The 19443-nt window shown below is 71.3% G+C and carries 16 protein-coding genes; 9 read left to right on the forward strand and 7 right to left on the reverse strand.

Annotated features, from left to right (window positions below; translation table 11 throughout):
• The first annotated feature begins 11 nt into the window (after window positions 1-11).
• The 6 genes from GA0111570_RS04300 to GA0111570_RS04325 all read left to right on the forward strand — a co-directional run bounded on the left by GA0111570_RS04300 (window position 12) and on the right by GA0111570_RS04325 (window position 5655).
• Window positions 12-821 carry an SDR family NAD(P)-dependent oxidoreductase gene (locus GA0111570_RS04300; RefSeq protein ID WP_092606782.1) on the forward strand — a complete coding sequence of 270 codons (810 nt, stop codon included), beginning with the start codon at window positions 12-14 and terminating at the stop codon, window positions 819-821.
• 258 nt (window positions 822-1079) lie between these two features.
• Window positions 1080-2429: an aromatic ring-hydroxylating dioxygenase subunit alpha gene (locus tag GA0111570_RS04305; protein WP_092606785.1), complete on the forward strand. Its 1350-nt coding sequence runs from the start codon at window positions 1080-1082 to the stop codon at window positions 2427-2429.
• Between the two features lie 25 nt (window positions 2430-2454).
• A complete protein-coding gene (locus GA0111570_RS04310; protein ID WP_217634009.1) occupies window positions 2455-3180 on the forward strand; it encodes an aromatic-ring-hydroxylating dioxygenase subunit beta in 726 nt (241 codons plus the stop codon).
• A 26-nt stretch (window positions 3181-3206) separates the two neighbouring features.
• Window positions 3207-4820: an AMP-binding protein gene (locus GA0111570_RS04315; RefSeq protein ID WP_092606789.1), complete on the forward strand. Its 1614-nt coding sequence runs from the start codon at window positions 3207-3209 to the stop codon at window positions 4818-4820.
• Window positions 4817-5236, forward strand: coding sequence for a hypothetical protein (locus tag GA0111570_RS04320; RefSeq protein ID WP_092606792.1), 420 nt, complete (start codon window positions 4817-4819; stop codon window positions 5234-5236). The genes GA0111570_RS04315 and GA0111570_RS04320 overlap by 4 nt, the downstream gene beginning before the upstream one ends.
• Window positions 5237-5244: 8 nt before the next feature.
• Window positions 5245-5655: a PaaI family thioesterase gene (locus GA0111570_RS04325; protein WP_092606796.1), complete on the forward strand. Its 411-nt coding sequence runs from the start codon at window positions 5245-5247 to the stop codon at window positions 5653-5655.
• An 89-nt stretch (window positions 5656-5744) separates the two neighbouring features.
• Here the strand turns inward: GA0111570_RS04325 and GA0111570_RS04330 are convergent, their stop codons facing one another.
• The 3 genes from GA0111570_RS04330 to GA0111570_RS04340 are packed head-to-tail and all read right to left on the reverse strand — an operon-like array spanning window position 5745 to window position 9266.
• The gene (locus GA0111570_RS04330) at window positions 5745-6581 is read right to left on the reverse strand and encodes an alpha/beta fold hydrolase (RefSeq protein ID WP_092606799.1); all 837 of its coding nucleotides are present in this window, start codon (window positions 6579-6581) and stop codon (window positions 5745-5747) included.
• Complete coding sequence (locus GA0111570_RS04335; protein ID WP_092606802.1) at window positions 6578-7504, reverse strand: VOC family protein; 927 nt, start codon at window positions 7502-7504, stop codon at window positions 6578-6580. The genes GA0111570_RS04330 and GA0111570_RS04335 overlap by 4 nt, the downstream gene beginning before the upstream one ends.
• 55 nt (window positions 7505-7559) lie before the next feature.
• Window positions 7560-9266, reverse strand: a complete 1707-nt coding sequence (locus GA0111570_RS04340; RefSeq protein ID WP_092606805.1) for an FAD-dependent monooxygenase — start codon at window positions 9264-9266, stop codon at window positions 7560-7562.
• A gap of 95 nt (window positions 9267-9361) precedes the next feature.
• On the opposite strand from GA0111570_RS04340, the gene GA0111570_RS04345 reads away from it, so the two are divergent.
• Window positions 9362-9985 carry a TetR/AcrR family transcriptional regulator gene (locus tag GA0111570_RS04345; protein WP_175557311.1) on the forward strand — a complete coding sequence of 208 codons (624 nt, stop codon included), beginning with the start codon at window positions 9362-9364 and terminating at the stop codon, window positions 9983-9985.
• A gap of 239 nt (window positions 9986-10224) precedes the next feature.
• Here GA0111570_RS04345 and GA0111570_RS04355 read toward each other — a convergent pair whose 3' ends face one another.
• Genes GA0111570_RS04355 through GA0111570_RS04370 form a run of 4 tightly spaced genes read right to left on the reverse strand, consistent with a single transcriptional unit; the run spans window position 10225 to window position 14782 of the window.
• Window positions 10225-11748 carry a precorrin-2 C(20)-methyltransferase gene (locus tag GA0111570_RS04355; protein WP_092606814.1) on the reverse strand — a complete coding sequence of 508 codons (1524 nt, stop codon included), beginning with the start codon at window positions 11746-11748 and terminating at the stop codon, window positions 10225-10227.
• A complete protein-coding gene (locus GA0111570_RS18005; protein ID WP_092606817.1) occupies window positions 11745-12932 on the reverse strand; it encodes a hypothetical protein in 1188 nt (395 codons plus the stop codon). Before GA0111570_RS18005 ends, GA0111570_RS04355 begins: the two co-directional genes overlap by 4 nt.
• Window positions 12933-12977: 45 nt before the next feature.
• Window positions 12978-13631, reverse strand: coding sequence for a precorrin-8X methylmutase (locus GA0111570_RS04365; RefSeq protein WP_092606820.1), 654 nt, complete (start codon window positions 13629-13631; stop codon window positions 12978-12980).
• Complete coding sequence (locus GA0111570_RS04370) at window positions 13628-14782, reverse strand: hypothetical protein (protein ID WP_092606823.1); 1155 nt, start codon at window positions 14780-14782, stop codon at window positions 13628-13630. Before GA0111570_RS04370 ends, GA0111570_RS04365 begins: the two co-directional genes overlap by 4 nt.
• 76 nt (window positions 14783-14858) lie before the next feature.
• On the opposite strand from GA0111570_RS04370, the gene cobN reads away from it, so the two are divergent.
• Together cobN and GA0111570_RS04380 are read left to right on the forward strand one after the other, a co-directional pair.
• Window positions 14859-18644, forward strand: a complete 3786-nt coding sequence (cobN, locus tag GA0111570_RS04375; RefSeq protein ID WP_092606826.1) for a cobaltochelatase subunit CobN — start codon at window positions 14859-14861, stop codon at window positions 18642-18644.
• A gap of 160 nt (window positions 18645-18804) precedes the next feature.
• Window positions 18805-19422 (forward strand): carboxymuconolactone decarboxylase family protein, encoded by a 618-nt coding sequence (locus GA0111570_RS04380; protein WP_092606829.1) that lies wholly within the window; start codon window positions 18805-18807, stop codon window positions 19420-19422.
• Window positions 19423-19443: the final 21 nt, after the last annotated feature.

The raw sequence follows: 19443 nt of genomic DNA on the forward strand, positions 1-19443 counted from the left end.
AGGAGACGGACATGGGTTGGTTGGACGAACAGGTGGCGGTACTCACCGGCGGTGGCTCGGGACTGGGGCGGGCTCTGGTCGACACCCTGCTGGAGGAGGGGGCGCGGGTCGTCGTGCTGGAGTACTCCCCGGACAAGTGCCGGGCTCTGGAGGCGGAGTGTGATCCCGGGCGGGTCGCGGTCGTGCAGGGCGACGCCGGGACGTACGCCTCGAACCGGGAGGCCGTCGACCTGGCGGTCGCCCGGTGGGGGAGGCTCGATACCTTCATCGCGAACGCGGGGCTGTGGGACTTCTCCCGCAGCCTGGACGACATGACGCCCGAGGAGCTGGACCGGGGCTTCGACGAGCTCTACCGGCTCAACGTCAAGGGCCCGCTGCTGGCCGCGAAGGCCGCACTGGAGGCGCTGCGGGCCAGCAACGGCTCGTTCATCATGACGCTGTCCAACGCCGCGCTCTACCCGGGCGGCGGCGGTTCGCTGTACATCTCCAGCAAGCACGCCGGCGCCGGCCTGGTGAAGCAGTTGGCGTACGAGCTGGCGCCCAACGTACGGGTCAACGGTGTCGCGCCGGCAGGGATGGTCAGCGACCTGCGCGGACCGGCCTCGATGGGCCTGGCCGACACCTCGGTGAGTGGCCTGGACATGGCCACGATGGTGGCAAAGAAGTCCGCGCTGCAGCGCTGCCCCGAGGCGGTCGACTACACCGGGGCGTACGTGCTGCTGGCCTCCCGCAAGTACGGCATCACCACGTCCGGGTCGATCCTGGACGTGGCCAACGGCAAGGGATTGATCGGGCGGGTGGTCGACGACCTGCTGGCGTGAGCGCCCACGACCCCCATCCGTGCTGCTGAACGGCACGACTGGTGGCCGAGGAGCGCCGTTCCGAGGTTCGGGACAGCGGGTGGTGTCAAGTCGTGGTTCCAAGGTTCGGCATACCTCCTGCGGGAGTTCTCCCACTTCCGCTTGACTGGGCACGTGCCGGTGGCCCCGTGGGGGGCCGGCCGACGAGTAGCAGCGCAGCACTCGACGGGGCATGGACCCGCCGCTGAGATGCGCGCACCCTGCCGCCAAGGAGCAACGATGCCCAACCCATTCGCGCCGAACGGCCTCCGCGAAGCAGGCCCCGCCAACTCAGGGCTGCGCCGGCCCGAGGGCCTGACCAGCGTGCCGGACGTGTCCACCATGGTCGATCCCGGGTCCGGGGCGGTCGACCGGGCGATCTTCACCGACCGTACGGTCTACGACACCGAGATGCGCCGGATCTTCGCCCGCAGCTGGCTTTTCCTGGCCCACCGCGACCAGTTCCACAAGCCCGGCGACTTCTTCCAGACCTTCATGGGCGAGGACCCGATCATCGTCACGATGGACAAGCAGAAGCGGATCCGCGCCTACCTCAACTCCTGCCGCCACCGCGGCGCCCGGGTCTGCCGCGCCGACGAGGGCCAGGCCAAGGCCTTCACCTGCACCTACCACGGCTGGTCCTTCGGCCTGGACGGGTCGCTGATCTCCGTCCCCAACAGCGGCGGCTACCCCGAGACCTTCCAGCGCGAGGACTGGGGGCTGGTCGAGGTGCCGAACGTGCAGGAGTACCACGGCCTCATCTTCGGCAACTGGGACCCGGACGCGATGTCGCTGGAGGAGGACCTCGGCGACATGCGCTGGTACCTGGACGCCATGCTGGACCGGGACCCCGAGGGCACCGTGGTCGTCGGCGGGGTGATGAAGTGGGTGCTGCACGGCAACTGGAAGCTCGCCGCCGAGCAGTTCGCCACCGACTGGTACCACGTCAACATGTCGCACGCCTCCGCCCTGCAGGTGCTCTCGCCGACCGGCCAGGGCCCGAAGAAGGAGATCGCCGAGCGTACGGGCCGGCAGTTCCACAACGACCACGGCCACGCCCACGGCTTCCCGGTGCACCCGAAGAACAGGTTCGACGCGAAGACCGTGCACCAGTGGTACGACTACGACGCCCTGCGGGAGCGGCTCGGCGACTCCCGGGTCGAGGGCCCGCTGACCAACGGTCACGGCACCGTCTTCCCGAACTTCTCCTACCTGCCGATCAACGGCTCGATCCGGGTCTGGCACCCCAAGGGGCCGGACCGGATGGAGGTGTGGGCCTGGACGATCCTGGACCGCTCGATGCCCGAGGAGGTCCGCGAGGCGCAGCGGCTCTACAACCTCCGTACGTTCGGCCCGTCCGGCATCTTCGAGCAGGACGACGGCGAGAACTGGTCGGAGTGCCAGGCGATCGCGCACGGCTTCATGACCAACACCACCCCGCTGAACTACCAGATGGGCATCGGCAGCGACCGGGAGGAGCCCGGCTACCCGGGCACCACCTCCGAGCTGCTGTCGGACTCCGCCGGCCGGGCGTTCTACCGGCGCTGGGCCGAACTGATGCGTACGCCGGCCTGGCACGAGCAGGCCTGACCGGGCACGGACAGAAGGGACGAGCATGACCGACACGAGCATGACCGAGACCGGGACGACCGACACCGGCACGATCGACACCGGCACGAACGACACCGGCACGATCGACCACCTGCCGCACCCGACCGGCTTCGGCCCGGCCGCGGACGCCCAGCAGGAGGTCGAGGGCCCGCTGGTCGACGCCGGGTTCGGCTACCTGGTCCAGCAGTTCTACTACCACGAGGCCGAGGTGCTCGACGAGGGCCGCTACGCCGACTGGCTGGAGTTGTTCGACGACGACCTGCACTACTGGCTGCCCACCCGGTCCAACCGCACCCGCCGCCAGCAGGCACTGTCGGTCGCCCGGCCCGGCGAGGCGGCGTTCTACGACGAGACCAAGGAGTCACTGGCCTGGCGGATCCGTCGCTACGACTCCGGCATGGCCTGGTCGGAGGACCCGCCCTCGCGGACCCGTCACCTGGTCACCAACGTCGTCGTACGTCGCCGGCCCCAGACGGAGCAGGCCGGGACCGAGCAGTCCGGGACCGAGCCCGTCGCGACCGAGACCGGCACGGTGGCTGCCCGGGAGTTCACCGCCCGCTCGGCCTTCATCGTCTACCGGTCCCGCCTGGAGCGCGAGGTCGACATCTACGCCGGCTCGCGCACCGACCTGCTGAGGCTGCACCCCGACGGGAGACTGCGGGTGGCGCGCCGCACCATCCTGCTCGAGTCGAACGTGCTGCTGGCCAAGAACATCTCCACGTTCTTCTGACCCCTGACCTTCCGAGGAGGCCCCGCATGACAAGCGTCAAGGAACTACGCGGAAACATCTACGACATCGACGTCAACCCCACCTCGTACGTCGAGCGGGTGGCGAAGTACCACCCGGGCAAGCTGGCCCTGGTCTACGAGCAGGAGGACTGGACGTACGGCGCGTTCGCCGCGCGGGTGCGCCGGTTCGCGCACTACCTGGCCTCGCACGGGGTGACCGCCGGCGACCGGGTCGCCTACCTCGGCCTCAACTCGCGAGGCTTCCTGGTCACCATGTTCGGCACCTGGTGGTCCGGCGGGGTGTTCATGCCGCTGAACTTCCGCCTGGCCGCGGCCGAGATCTCCGCCCTGGTCGAGCGCGGCGGCCCGAGGGTGATCGTCGTGGAACCCGGCCACGCCTCGGTCCTGGAGGAGGTCGAGGGGCTCGAGGACATCACCGTCCTGCTGATCGACGACGACGCCGCGGTCCCGCCGACGGGTGCGGAGCCGGCCTCGTGGGAGCGGGTCAGTACCGGGATGGCCTCGTTCGACGTCGCCGAGCACGAGACCCCCGAGCCGTTGCGCCGCTCGATGGACGACCTGGGCATCCTGATGTTCACCTCGGGCACCACCGGCCTGCCCAAGGGGGTGATGCTCTCGTTCGGCAACATCTTCTGGAACTCCATCAACGTCGACACCCTGGTCGACACCCGTCCGGGCGACATGAACTACGCGGCGGCTCCGCTGTTCCACATCGGCGCGCTGAACTCGTTCACCATCCGCGCCTTCGTCCGCGGCAACGCGACGGTCGTCCGGCGCGCCGTGACACCGGAGCAGGCCCTGCTCGACATCGAGAAGTACCGGGTCAACTCGGCCTTCCTGGTGCCCGCGCAGCTGGTCGCGATGGCCAAGTCGCCGGTCTTCAACGACGCGGACATGTCCAGCCTGCGCGCCACGATCTGTGCCGGCGCCCCGGTCCCGCCGGCGCTGATCCAGGAGTACGCGGCCAAGGGCATGGCCGTCCAGCAGGCCTGGGGACTGACCGAGACCTCACCGTTCGCGACCTACCTGCCCGCCCGGATGACCGGGGTGAAGGCCGGCTCGTGCGGGGAACCCATGCCGTACACCGAGATCAAGCTGGTCGACGTGGCGACCGGGGAGGACATCACCGACCCGCACGTACCGGGCGAGATGTGCGTCCGGGGCCCGAACGTCACCATCGGGTACTGGAACGACGAGGAGGCGACCGCGGCGGCGTTCCCGGATGGCTGGTTCCGTTCGGGTGACATCGGCTACCGGGACGAGGACGGCTTCTACTTCATCGTCGACCGGCGCAAGGACATGGTCATCTCCGGCGGGGAGAACATCTACCCGGCCGAGGTCGAGCGGGCGCTGCACCGGATGCCCGGCGTCCGCGACGTCGCGATCGTCGGCGCGCCCGACCCGAAGTGGGGCGAGACGGTCGTCGCCGTGATCGAGTTCGCCGCGGGTGCCGAGGCCGACCTGGACGCGGTGCGCGCCTTCGGGGAGACCCAGCTGGCCCGCTACAAGCTGCCCCGCGAGCTCTGGGCGGTGGACGCGGTACCGCGCAACGCCGCGGGCAAGATCGACAAGCAGGCCGTACGGGCGCTCGTGCAGGCCCGCCGACAGGAGGCAGCATGACCGACCAGCAGCAGGTCCGTACGACGGACGCCCTCCCGGGGTGGGAGAGCGCCCGCGAGGCGACGGACGCAGACGGGACGACCACCCGGGTGCAGGTCAGGCACGCCCTGGGCTCGCACCTGCGCGACACGTACCCGGTCGGCGCCCTCGACCTGGAACTCCAGGTGGCCGCCGGATCGGGCGCCGGGCTGGCCGCCGTGCTCGAGGCCCTCTTCGCGGAGCAGCCGGACCGCCGGCGGATCGTCGCGGCGATCCGGCCCGAGGACGAGGCCGGCAGTGCGCTCGCCCGGGAAGCCGGTATGCACGGCGTGGTCGAGGTCGACCTGCCCGAGGGCGGTGCGGCCGTCCTCTGGGTGGCCGAGGCGGCGCGCGTCGCCGCCCAGTCCACCGCCGTCGACGACCTTCCCCAGACCTGAGGAGCGCGATGTCCGATCCCGACTTCCACCGCCAGTGGGCCGACTTCTACGAGGACGTCGACGACGTGGCCGTCTCGCTCGGCCTGGAGCCGGTCAGCGCCGACGACCAGCACGTGCACCTGAAGATGGCGCTGCGGCCGAACATCCGCCAGATCGCCGGGATGTTCTCGGCGGCCTCCCTGTTCGGCCTGGCCGACGTCTGCGCGACCTGGTTGGCGATGCGCCACGTACCCCAGGGACAGTTCCCGCTGCTGGTCCAGTCCAGCACCAACCTGCTGACCAACGCCTCGTCCGGGTACGCGCACGCCGTCGCCAGGCTGGTCAAGATGGGTCGTACGATCGTCGTCGCCCAGGTGGACGTGACCGATGACGACGACCGACTGCTCGCCGTGGTCACGAACACGATGGTGCCGCGGTAGCGGGGGCTCCCGCCCAGACAGCCTATGGTGAGGGCTTTCTTGCCGACGTCGGCCAGAAAGCCCTCACCTTCAGTTGTGCTCCACCGCGCTCAGGCGCCTTCGCCCAGGAACAGCTCGGCCAGCGCCCGGAACCGTTCGACCTGCTCGATCTGTACCCAGTGGCCGGCGTGCGGCAGCACGTGCAGTTGGGCGTTGGGCAGGTGCTCCTCGAAGTACCAGGAGGCCTCACGCGGGATCATCCGGTCCTCGCGGCCGTGGACCAGGAGGACCTCCTGCGTGATGGTCGCCAGTTGCTCGGCGGTGTAGACGAGCGGCTCTCCGCCCGGAGCAAAGGTCGCCTCGTGGGAGCGGCGCACGTCGAGACGGGTCGCGACCGCCGTACGGTCCTCGCTGATCTCCTGCAGCCGGTCGCCGAACATGGCGGTGTCGTGGACGAACCGACCGATCAGGTCCTGCATCGTCGCCGGGGTGGGCTCCCGGTAGAACGTGACCATCCGGATCAGGTCCTCGGTCGGCGGGACCGGCGCGCCGCCGCTGCCCATCAGGATCGCCCGATCGAAGCGCTCGGGTGCCTCGAGCAGCAGGCGGAGGGTGATCATGCCCCCCATCGAGTTGCCGACGACATGGACCTTGGCCAGGCCCAGCTCGTCCAGCAGGGCGAGGATCGACGCGGCCCTGGCGGCGACGGTCGCCGGGACCCCCGGCGGCAGGTCGGGGTGCTCGGAGTCGGCGTAGCCCAGCAGGTCCGGGGCGACGTGGTGGTAGGACGGCATCGTCGACAGCAGGGCCCGCCAGTTCGACAGGGCGCCGGCGCCCGGACCCGAGCCGTGCAGCCACAGGATCGTCGGCGCTGACGGGTCGCCGGCCTCGTACACCCGCAGCAGGTGCTCGCCGGCCAGCACGTCGCGTGAGGTGATCGGGTTCATGCCAGGACCTCGGCCTCGGCCGGCTGGCCGAGCGGGCGGATGATGCCGGGCGGCGGCAGCTGGCCGGCATCGTTCTTGTGGCCCCAGATGCTGATCGACTCGTAGCGGTGCGGCCGGGAGTGCTCGTGGTCGACCAGCAGGCCGCCCCAGCCGTACTCGATGTCGAAGGCCGCGGGCGTACGGACGTAGAACGAGGTCATGTGGTCGTTCGTGTGGGTGCCCATGTTCATCTGGATGCTGTGGCCGTCGGCCTTGAGCAGGTCGAGGGCGGTGCCGACGTCGTCCAGGCTGCGGGTCTCCAGCATCAGGTGTTGCACACCGGTGATGCCCGGAATCTCGGCCATCGCCAGGGAGTGGTGGCGCGGGTTGCAGTGGTAGAAGTGGATCCGCGGACCGCCGGTGGGCTGGATCTCGTCGGTGAGCGCGAAGCCCAGCAGGTCGCAGTAGAACGCCTCGGACTGCTCCAGGCTGGGGGTGATCAGCACGATGTGCCCCAGTCCGCCGTCATCGGTGACGAAGCCGGACATCGGGCGCCCGGGACGGAAGGTGCTCGGGTAGGTCGTGACGCCCCAGGCTGCCTCGTTGCGCAGGCCGAAGGGATCGTGGAAGGAGATCAGCTCCACCACGCCACGCTCGGCGGCGAGCTCGGTCTCGCGGACCACCTCGACGCCGGCCGTACGCAGCCGCTGCTCGAGGGCGGCGAGTGCGCGGGCGCTCTCGACCGTCCAGCCGATGTAGGCCAGGTCGTCGCGCTCCCCGGGGTGGATGGCGAGGCGATAGGCGGTGTCGTCCATGCGGAGGCGTACGGCGCCGTCGGCGCCACGGTGGGACGAGACCTCGAGGCCGAGGTACTTCGGGCCCCACTCGAGCCACTCCTCGTGGCGTGGGGAGGTGAAGCCGGCGTAGCCGAGGGACTGGATCATGGTTGTTCTCCTGGAGGGTCGGGGTTTGGGGCGGGTCGAGTCGGAACGCAGGGGATCAGACCGGCAGGTTCGCGCGCAGCGAGCGGGCGAACTCACGCAGGTTCTTGGGGAAGACGGAGGTGTGCTTGGCGGTGAACTCCAGGTTTCCGCGCGCCGGAGGCACGTCGAGCCCGGTCGGGTCGGCGGCGGCGACGAAGCGGTCGGGGCGCAGCACGATGATCTTGGCGCCGTACTTGGTCATCCAGCGGCGCAGCGTGCCGGTGTGGTCGACGATGGTGTCCGCGTCACTGCGGGCGGCGGCGGAAGCGACGACGGTGATCAGCCGGGCGCCGAGGCGCTCCCAGCCGGACACCTGCTCCGGCGTCATCGCCTCGCGGGGGTCGGTGTCCAGGCCGAGGACGAAGAAGCCTTGTCCGAGCAGGTCGTCCAGCCGGTGGATGATGCCGGTGGTGGCATACACCTCCGGCTGCGGGATCATCCGGCCCAGCGCGTTGTCCTTCTTCGGCAGCCCGGTGACCCAGCCGACCTCGAAGCGGTTGGTGTCGGTGTTGGGCAGCATCTTCTTCGACAGCCCCGGCAGGTGCATCACGTAGGGGCCGAGCGTGTTGCGCAGCTTGATCAGCTTCGGGTCGTCGGCCTCGATCAGGAAGCCGAGCTGCTTGGTCATCTCGGTCATCAACGCCACGTGTTGCCAGCGCTCGGACTGGATCGTGTCGAGGATGTCCTCAGCGACCAGGCCCTTGGCGACCAGGGCGTACTTCCAGGCGGCGTTCTGGGCGTCCCGGATGGCCGACTGCATGCCCTGGCCCGCCCACGGCGGCATCAGGTGTGCGGCGTCGCCGATCAGGGTGACGTGGCGGCCGCGCCAGGCCTCCAGGTGGCGCAGGTGGTGGCTGTAGAACGCCCAGCCCTTCAGGCGGGCGTTCGACTCGTCGATGCCGAGCATCTTCAGCCGCGCCCAGACCTTCTCCTCGGTGTCGAAGTCGGCGTCGGTCTCGCCCTCCTGCAGCGGGATCTCCCAGCGGTGGTTGCCCTTGGCCAGCGGGATGTCGACGACCGGACGCTCCGGGTCGGACCAGAACACCAGCTCGTTGCACTCGGGCCACCACTTGGTGATCTCGCCGTCGATCACCAGCCAGCGCCGCGGACGGGTCTTGCCGATCATGTTGAAGCCGAGTTCCTTGCGGACGCTCGAGGATCCGCCGTCGGTGCCGAGCACGTTGCGCACGCGGAACCGGTAGTCCGCGCCGTCGGTGTCCTGGGCGGTGATCGTGACGCCGCCGGCGTCCTGGGTCATCCCGGTGAAGGTGTGGCCGAGGCGCAGGTCGATGCTGTCGAACTGCTCGGCGTTGCGGCGGATCTCCCGCTCCATGTCGGGCTGGTAGATCATGTACTCCGCGTGGCCCAGCCCGCCGTCGGTGAACCCGAGCCGGAAGATCACCTTGCCGTCGTACGTCTTCCAGGTCAGTGCGCGGGCGACGTCCATGTCGCGCTTGACGATCTCGTCGATGCCGAAATCCTGGAAGATCCGCATCGTCCAGTCGTTGACCGTGACGGCGCGGGCGCGGCTGTAGAGGTCGGCGTCCTTCTCCAGGACGATCACGGACACGCCCTGCATGCCGAGGTAGGTGGCGGCCGTGACGCCGGCCGGTCCGTAGCCGACGATCGCGACGTCGGCGTCGAAGTCGGGGGAGCCAGGCGAGGTGGTGGGTTCCTGCGTCATCGAAGGAGTCCTGTTCTGTCCGGGAACTGGATGGATCATTCCAGTACGATGAATGTAAGGTGTGTCACAGGGGTCGTCAAGAGTGGATTCCGCAGAACGCCGCGGCGGGGCAGGGGACCCGTAGGATGCGGGCCATGTCCCGTACCACCCACCAGCCCGTCGACCGAGGTCAGCCCGCCCGCGACACCGTCCTCGACACGGCTGAGCGGCTGATGTCCACCAAGGGCTTCAGTGCCACGAGCATGGCCGAACTGATCAAGGAGTCAGGCGTGCCGTCCAGCTCGATCTACTGGCACTTCTCGTCGAAGGTGGGCGTGCTGGCAGCGGTGATGGAACGCGGCGAGCAGGCCTTCCTGGACGATGTGGCGGCGGCCGCCGCCCGGCCCGGTCAGGATGATCCCCGCGAGCGGCTGCACGCGGTCATCGACGGCAGTACCCGCGCGGTCTTCGCGCACCCGGCGTTCCTGAAGCTCTACTTCGCCTTCCTGGTCGGTGCCGAGGACGAGGCGAGCATCCGGGAGCGCGTGGGCGCGGTCCGCGAGAAGGGCGTTGCAGGCTTGCGGACCAATCTCATCGACGCCTACCGGCCTTGGGGGCAGGAGCGCGCGGAACGGGTCGCCGACCGGCTGCTGCCGGTCGCCCTCGCCTTCTTCGACGGCATCTTCCTGGCACGCGAGGCGGGCGAGGTGCCCGACCGGACCGGGGTCGTCGCCGATGTCGTCGAGAGCCTGCACGCCCTGGCGCTCAGGATCGAGTGACGAGTGAGCTGACCGTCACGCCAGTACGAAGCGCACCGTCCGACCGCCGTGGGTCTGTGAGAGCTCGTACGTAGTCGCGCGAGGTGTTGTTCATCGGCCCACCGCCCACGAATCGGATCTCGTGCGACTGCTCAGGGGCGGACGCGAAGGCGTCAGCGGCCGGGTCGTCGAGCCAGGGTTGGTCGACGAATCCCGTCGCCGGCCAGAACTCGACGTCCACGAGCCTCGTCGCCACCTGCTCAGTCCTCGACGAACCGCGGCGTCCACACCTGCCCGCCCGGGGTGACCCGGGTCGAGCGGGCCCCCACCATGACCAGGCACTTCATGTCCACGGTCGCGGGGTCCAGCTCGCCGAGCGTTGTCACCCGTAGCGACTCCTCGGCCCGGCCGACGTCCCGGCCGATCACCACCACGGTCTCGGCGTCGCGCTCCTCGAGCAGGATGTCGCGTGCCGCGAACAGCTGGTCGGGGCGGGCGCTGGAGCGCGGATTGTAGAGCGCCAGCACCAGGTCGGCGCGGCTGATGTGGCGTAGCCGGTCCTCGATCACCGGCCAGGGCTTGAGCCGGTCCGACAGCGACATCAGCGCGAAGTCCGCGCCCAGCGGGGCACCGGCACGGGCGGCCACGGCCTGCGCCGCGGTCACCCCGGGCAGCACCCGGATCGGGACATCGACGTACGCCGGGTCCTCGGCGGCCTCGAACACGGCCGCGGCCATCCCGAACACCCCGGCGTCCCCGCCGGAGACCACGGCGACGCGTTCCCCGGCCCGGGCCAGGTCCAGGGCGAACCGGGCCCGGTCGACCTCGACGGTGTTGCCGGAGGAGTGCCGCTGCAGCCCCGCGCGCTGGGGCACCCGGTTGACGTACGGGGCGTAGCCGACGACGTGGCAGACCCCGGCGAGGGCCGCGGAGGCCTCGGGGGTGAGCCAGCCGTCCGGTCCGGGGCCCAGGCCGACGACCAGCAGTTCGGCCGGCGCCGGGTCGCCGGGGACCATGCCGCCGGGGACCATGCCCACCTCGGCCGACCGGCCCGCGTTGTCGGCGCGGGTGTCCGGGCCGGGGACCAGCACCATCGACATGTACGGCACCGACCCCGGGTCCACGTCGGTGACCCGCAGCACCCGCTGCCCGGCGCCGCTGGCCCGCTCCACGTACCAGGCCCGCTCCAGCATCCCGGCCTGGCGCAGCGCCTCGACCACCCCGGGGAACGTACGCCCCAGTTTCATGATGACGGCGGCCTGGGTGTCGGCCAGCCGGCGGGCCAGCTCGGGCACCGGCAGGGTGCCCGGCAGCACGGTCAGCACGTCCTCGTGCCGGGCCAGGCCGGTGCCGACGGCCGTGGTCGCCGCGGCGAGCGCCGGCACCCCGGGCACCACCTCGGCGGGGAAGCGGTCGGCGAGCCGGTCGTGCAGGTACATGTACGAGCCGTAGAACAGCGGATCGCCCTCGGCCAGCACCACGACGTCGCGTCCGGCGGCCAGGTGCACGGCGAGGCGTTCGGCGCACTCGTCGTAGAAGTCGGCCATCTGCCCGTAGTAGCCCAGCGCGTGGGTGGAGGGCCCGGTGGTCACCGGGTAGCGGAGGAGTTCCTCGACCGCCCCGTCGGGGATCAGTTCGGCGGCGATGGTCCGGGCGATCGACTCGCCGCGGGGTCCGGAGTGGTAGGCGACCACGTCGGCGGAGGCGATCAGCCGCGCCGCCTTGCGGGTGATCAGTTCCGGGTCACCGGGACCGACGCCGACACCCCACAGGTGCCCGCTCACCGGCCGACTCCCGGGGACTTCTCGTCGGACTGCATGCCGTAGCGCCTCTCCTCGATCGCATCGATGGCCACCACCACGTGCCGGGGGTTGACCACGTCGACGTACTCCCCGCGCGGGGCTCCGCAGCGGTTCTCGCAGCCGGAGATGTGCACGTCCTCGGACAGGACGACCTCCCCGTTGGTCACCGCGTCCACCAGTCGTTCGGCGGTCGCGATGGTGTCCACCTCGGTCCGTACGCAGCCCATCGCCCCGGTGCAGGCGGTCACCCGGGCCCATGGCTCGGCCGGGTCGATGGCGTAGCCCGCGGCACGGTAGGCCGCTGTGTCGTACGCCCCTCCCGGCACCAGGACCTGGCGCCACGGCGTGAGCGTGACGGGCCCGCGGGGGAGCAGGTCGATCATCTCGGGGGTGAGCAGCCCCAGCGGTACGCCGGCTACGAGGTCGTCCCCCACCGGTCCGACGCGGAGCCGGGAGCCCCGGTGCAACGTACGTGAACCGGCGGCGCCCAGCTCGATCGACAGCCGGGCGCCGAAGCGGGACTGCTGCCGGAAGCCGAGCTGGTAGGGGTGCAGGGCCGGCGGGTCCTGCTGGCGGCGGAGCGTGGCGAACTCCCCGGCCAGCCGGACCAGGGTGGGGACGGCCTGGCGGGCCAGTACCTCCCAGGTCTCGCCGGTGCTCGTGGCGACGATCCCCGCGGAGGAGGTGACGGCCTGGTAGCACAGGTCCCAGCGCTCGGCGGCGATGTCGCCGCCGCCGTCGTCCAGGGCCCAGACGAAGCTGCCGGGCAGGTCGGCCAGGTCGGGCTCGGCCAGGATCGCGTCGTCGAGGTCCTCGACCATCGGGTGCAGGTCCGGGCGGCGGGAGGACGGCACCGGCGAGCACATGATCGTGCGGACCCGCTCGTGGCTGTAGGGCACGATCCCGGTGGCGACCAGCGCGTTGCTGGCGGCTGTCGACACCGCGCCGGCGCTGTCCAGGCGCATCGAGCGCAGCTGGATGTTGCCGCGGATGGTCAGCTGCAGCAGCCCGTCGGCGTGCTCGGCGGAGATATCGGCGAGCTGGCGCAGCACCTGGGACGTGATCCGGCCGCCCGGGATCCGGAGTCGGACGAGGCCCCCGTCACGCGCTGCGTACGGTCGCGACAGGCCCGGCGAGCGGTCTGGCGGCGTGTCGGATAGGGCCACGCCACGATACTAGGCCGCACGTCCACGGCGGAGGTACCGGCACGCTCAGATCTCCTGCTCGCGGGCGAGTGCATTGATCGCCGACGAGGCCAGTGCTGAACCGCCCCGCCGACCGTGCACGACCAGCCATTCCAGGCCGAACGGGTTGTCCGCCAGCGCCTGCTTGGACTCCGGTGAACCGACGAACCCGACCGGGATCCCGATCACCGCGGCCGGCCTGGGGCCTCCCGCGGCGACGATCTCCAGCAGCTGGAACAGGGCGGTCGGGGCATTGCCGATCGCGACCACGGCACCCTCGAGCCGGTCCCAGAGCGAGACCGCGGCGGCGCTCCGGGTGGTGGCCCAGGCCAGCGCGACCTGCGCGACGCGCGGGTCCCTCAGCGTGCAGAGCACGTCGTTGTCGGCCGGCAGCCGGCGCCGGGTGATGCCGGCGGCGATCATGGTCGCGTCGGTGTAGATCGGGGCCCCGGCGCGCAGCGCGGTCCGGGCCGCCTCGACCAGGCCGGGGGAGAAGGCGATCGCCTCGGCCAGCCCGGTATCGCCGGCGGCGTGGATCATCCGGACCGCTACCGTACGCTCCGGCTCCGCGAAGCGGTCCAGGTCGGCCTCGGCGCGGATCATCCCGAACGACTTCCGGTAGATCGAGGTGCCGTCGGTGTCGTAGTCGTACAGCTGGGGCGGCCGGGCGGGCAGGGTCATCGCTCCTGCTCCCGCTGCTGCTCCGACTCACGCTGCTGCGCCAGCTGGGCCAGCGCCTCGGCCAGGTCGGCCGGGGCGAGCAGGTCGACGTGGTCCCCGTGCGGTTCGCCGCAGCGCCGGTCGCAGCCCGACACGTGCACCGGGCGCTCAGTGATGCCGGGATCGGTACCGGCGGCCTCGGCCAGCTGCTCGGCCAGGGCGACGGTGTCGATGGCTGACTTCGCGCAGTTCGGCAGGCCGGTGCAGGCGCTGATCGAGGCCCACGGGTCCTTCGGGTCGACCACGAAGCCCGCCGCTGCGTACGTGGCGGCCGCCACGGCGGCGCCGGGGACCAGCACCTGGCGCCAGGGGGTGAGGGTGACATCGGCCAGGGCCGGCAGCGCGCGGATCATCTCCGCGGTGAACAGCCCCAGCGGCACGCCGGCCAGCAGGTCGGGGCCGTACGTGCCGACGGTGGCCGGAGCGGTGACGGTGATCCGGGCATCGGTCGCGTCGGGGAGCCCCTCGCCCAGGTCGAAGCCGAGCTCGGCGGGGTGCCAGACCGGCCGGGTGGCCTGCGTCCGGGCCAGCTGGAACTCCTCGGCCAGGGCCAGCATGGTCGAGACGGCGTCGGTCCGGGAGGCCTGCCAGGTGCCGCCGCCCTGCACCGAGACCAGCCCGTGGTCCTCGTCGATCGCCTGGTAGCAGACGTCCCACGGCTCGCCCGCGACGTCGCCGGAGCCGTTGTCCAGCACCCACAGGAAGCGGCCTGGCAGCTCCTCCAGGAGCGGCACGTCGAGCAGTTCGTCGTCCAGTTCGGCGACCATCGGCTGCAGGTCGGGGCGGGTCAGCGAGGGCAGCGGGGAGCAGAGCACGTTGCGGACCAACTCGTGGCTGGGCGGCATCAGCCCGGTCGCACGGACCGCGTCGGCGACCTCGATGGGCACCGAACCGTCGGCCTCCAGGGCCAGACCGCGGACCTGCAGGTTGGCCCGGGTGGTGACCTGGACCCGACCGTCGCCCCAGCGCTCCGCGATCGTCAGCAGGTGGCGCAGCACCTCGACGGGCAGGCGGCCACCGGGCTTGCGGACCCGGATGATCGCGCCGTCACTGGCGCGGAACGGGCGGGTCAGCCCGGGGCAGCGGTCGGTCTCGGGACGGGGAGTGCTCATGGGGCACGATCCTACGGCCCCGGGATGACAGACCCCGTCGCTAGGATGGCGCGACAACACACGCCGAGGGAGCCACGTGACGACGATCGCCCTGCTGTCCACCTCCGACACCGACCTGTTGTCCGCCCGCGCGTGCGGTGCGGACTGGGTCTGGGCCAACCCGACGAAGGCCGACGAGACCGAGGTGGCCGAGCTGGCGGCCCGGGCCGACCTGGTCGTCTTCCGCTTCCTCGGTGGGCCACAGGAACTGCCGGCGACCTTCGCCGCGGCGCGCGGCGCCGGGCGCCCGCTGGTCGTACTGGGCGGCGAGCAGCGCCCGGACGCGGCGCTGATGGAGCTGTCGACCGTCCCGATCGGCGTCGCCGCGCAGGCGCACGTCTACCTGGCCCAGGGCGGTTCGGAGAACCTGCGCCAGGTCCACGGCTTCCTGTCCGACACCGTGCTGCTCACCGGTGAGGGATTCGAGCCGCCGGCCGAGCAGCCGTTCTGGGGGGCGCTGCGCGAGCCGGGCGCCGGCGCACCCACCGCCGCGGTGGGCGCCACCGATGGGACGGGCGCGGACGGACGCCCCCGGCCGCGGGTCGGCATCCTGTTCTACCGGGCCCAGTGGGCGGCCGGGAACGTCGCGTACGTCGAGGCGCTGGCCGATGCGGTCGACGCGGCCGGCGGGATCGGGGTACCGATCTTCGCCGCCTCGTTGCGCGAGGCGCCGGGCGACCTGCTGGACCACCTGGGTGGGTACGACGCGCTCGTCACCACCGTGCTGGCCGCGGGCGGCACCCGTGCCGCGACCGCCCAGGCCGGCGGGGACGACGAGGGCTGGGACGTGGACGCGCTGGCGCGCCTGGACGTACCGATCCTGCAGGGGTTGTGCCTGACCTGGAGCCGGGAGGCGTGGGAGTCCTCCGCGGAGGGGATGAGCCCGCTGGACGTGGCCACCCAGGTCGCCGTGCCGGAGTTCGACGGGCGGATCATCACCACCGCGTTCTCGTTCAAGGAGAACGACGCCGACGGGCTGCCGCACTACGTGCCCGACCCCGAGCGGACCCGCCGGGTCGCCGAACTGGCGGTCAACCACGCCCGGCTGCGGCACATCCCCGCCGAGGAGCGGAGGATCGCGATCGTGCTGTCGGCCTACCCGACCAAGCACGCCCGGATCGGCAACGCCGTCGGCCTGGACACCCCGGTCTCCCTGGTCCGGCTGCTGCGGCAGCTGAAGGGGGCCGGCTACGACATCGGCGAGCCGGGCGAGATCCCCGGCACCGAGCCGTACGCCGACCTGCTGGAGCGGGTCGGGCAGCCCCCGGCAGGGGAGGCCGAGGACACCACCCGCGGCAACGAACTGATCCACGCGATCATCGCGGCCGGTGGCCAGGACGAGGACTGGCTGACCGCCGAGCAGCTGTCCGGGCAGCCGATCCGGGTGCCGGCGGCCCGCTACCGGGAGTGGTTCGCAGCCTTCCCCGAGCAGTTGCGCGAGGCGGTGACCGGGGCCTGGGGCGAGGCACCCGGCGAGCTGTTCCTGGATCGTACGAGCCCCGCCTCGGGCGATCCGGAGGGGGAGATCGTCTCGGCGGCGCTGCGGGCCGGCAACGTGGTGATCATGGTCCAGCCGCCGCGCGGCTTCGGGGAGAACCCGATCGCGATCTACCACGACCCGGACCTGCCGCCGACCCACCACTACCTGGCCACCTACCGATGGCTGGCCGAGGAGTTCGGCGCCGACGCGATCGTCCACCTGGGCAAGCACGGCAACCTGGAGTGGCTGCCCGGCAAGAACCTCGCCCTGTCGCCGGCCGACGGCCCCGACGCCGCGCTCGGCTCGATCCCGGTGGTCTACCCGTTCCTGGTCAACGACCCGGGCGAGGGCACCCAGGCCAAGCGCCGGGCGCACGCCACGATCATCGACCACCTGATCCCGCCGATGGCCCGGGCCGAGACGTACGGCGACATCGCCCGGCTGGAGCAGCTGCTGGACGAGTACGGCAACGTCTCGGCGATGGACCCGGCCAAGGCGCCCGCGCTGCAGGCCGAGATCTGGACGCTGATCCGCGCCGCCCGGATGGATGCCGAGCTGGGGCTGGACGACCGGCCCGAAGGCGCCGCGTTCGACGACTTCGTGATGCACATCGACGGCTGGCTGTGCGAGATCAAGGACGTGCAGATCCGCGACGGCCTGCACATCCTGGGCCGGATGCCGCAGGACGAGGAACTGGTCAACCTGGTGCTGGCCGTGCTGCGCGCCAACCAGGTCTTCGGCGGTTCGGTGAACGCGGTGCCGGGCCTGCGCCGGGCCCTGGGCCTGGCCGAGGAGGCGCCGCTGGCCGAGGTGGACCGGGTCGAGGGGCAGGCGCATGCGCTGGTCGAGGGCCTGGCCCGCAACGACTGGGACGTCGCAGCGGTCCCCGAGGTGGTCGAGGCGGTGCTGAGTGAGGTCGTGACGGCCGATGCCGTGCCGGCTGATGCGGTGCCGGCTGATGCGACGCAGCACGGGGCAGCAGCGCCCGGGCCGGATCGTACGGCAGTGCTCGCCTCGCTGAAGTTCGCGTGCGAGGAGGTGGTGCCCCGGTTGCTCGGGACCACCCGCGAGATCGACGCGGTGCTGCACGCCCTCGAGGGTGGCTACACCCCGGCCGGCCCGTCGGGTTCGCCGCTGCGCGGGCTGGTCAACGTGCTGCCGACCGGGCGCAACTTCTACTCGGTCGACCCGAAGGCGATCCCCTCGCGGCTGGCGTACGAGACCGGCTCGGCGATGGCCGAGTCCGTCGTCGCCCGTTACCTGGAGGAGACCGGCGACTACCCGCAGTCGGTCGGCCTGTCGGTCTGGGGCACCTCCGCGATGCGTACCTCCGGTGACGACATCGCCGAGGTGCTCGCGCTGATGGGCGTGGTACCGGCCTGGGACGAGGCCTCCCGCCGGGTCACTGGCCTCGACGTGGTCCCGCTGGCCGAGCTCGGCCGGCCCCGGATCGACGTGACCGTACGGATCTCGGGCTTCTTCCGGGACGCGTTCCCGCATGTGATCGCGATGCTGGACGATGCGGTCGAGCTGGTCGCCGGGCTGGAGGAGGACGACGAAGACAACTACGTACGTGCCCATGCTCGCGCCGACCTGGCGGCCCACGGCGATGCGCGCCGGGCCACGACGCGGATCTTCGGTTCCAAGCCCGGCTCGTACGGCGCCGGGATCCTGCCGCTGATCGAGGCCGGCAACTGGCGCACCGACGCCGACCTGGCCGAGGTCTACAGCACCTGGGGCGGCTTCGCGTACGGACGCGACATGGACGGGCGCCCGGCCAGGGAGGACATGGAGGCCAACTACCGGCGGATCCAGGTCGCGGCGAAGAACGTCGACACCCGCGAGCACGACATCGCCGACTCCGACGACTACTTCCAGTACCACGGCGGGATGATCGCGACGGTGCGGGCGCTGACGGGATCTGAGCCGAAGGCGTATGTCGGTGACTCGACCGTGCCCGACGCCGTCCGGACCCGGACCCTGGCCGAGGAGACCGCCCGGGTGTTCCGGTCCCGGGTGGTCAACCCGCGCTGGATCGCCGCGATGCAGCGGCACGGCTACAAGGGCGCCTTCGAGCTCGCCGCGACCGTGGACTACCTGTTCGGCTTCGACGCGACCGCCGGGGTGGTCGACGACTGGATGTACGAACAGCTGGTGGAGTCGTACGTGCTGGACGAGCAGAACCAGGAGTTCATGCGGCACGCGAACCCGTGGGCGCTGAACGGGATCATCGAGAAGCTGCACGAGGCCGCCGACCGTGGCCTGTGGGAACAACCCGATCCGGAGCTGATGGCGCGGATGCAGCAGGTGTACCTGGACGTGGAGGGCGACCTGGAGGAATGAGGTCGGGCCGGGGCCGTGGATCCCGGCTCCACTTCTTGATCGTGCACGCAGGACGGTGCAGGACCAAGAAGTGGAGCCACGGGCCCGGCCAGCAGCCCGCTCCAGGCCTGCCGATGGGACACAGCTGGCGCCCGGACCTGCCGCCGATACCCTCGGGGGTATGACGTCCCTCCCCGCGGTCCCCGCGTCGCCCCTCATCCGCCCCAAGCAGCGCTACTCCTTGGTCGAGGGGTACCGGGTCGCGGTGTTGGCGGCCAGGAGCCTGCCGGACTTCCGGCGCCGGAAGCAGGAACTGGGCCTGCCGTTCATCGAGCGGATCATGCTGGCGGTCACCGAGGTCAACGGCTGCCCGGTCTGCTCCTACGGCCACGCCAGGATGGCGCTGGAGGCCGGGCTGCCCGAGGAGGAGATCCGGATGATGCTGGACGGTGACGTCGCCGACGCGCCGGCCTCCGAACTGCCGGCCATCATGTTCGGCCAGCACTACGCCGACACCAAGGGCCACCCCGATCCGGCCGCCTGGCAGGTGGTCATCGACATGTACGGGCCGGACCTGGCCCGTGGCATCCTCGGAGCGATCCGGATGATCATGTGGGGCAACGCGTACGGGATCGCGCTGTCGGGCCTGCAGGCGCGCAAGCGGGGCGAGAAGCTGCCGGGCAGCTCGCTGGCCGGCGACGTCGCGATGACCGCCGCGGCGTTCCTCCAGCTTCCGGTCGTCGCGGTGCATGCCGTGGCGGCCCGGCTCGCCGGCCGGCCGCTGCTGCCGCTGGGGTAGGGGCCGGCCTCCGGGCACGCA

This window comes from Raineyella antarctica (genome assembly GCF_900092135.1).
Classification (GTDB): domain Bacteria; phylum Actinomycetota; class Actinomycetes; order Propionibacteriales; family Propionibacteriaceae; genus Raineyella; species Raineyella antarctica.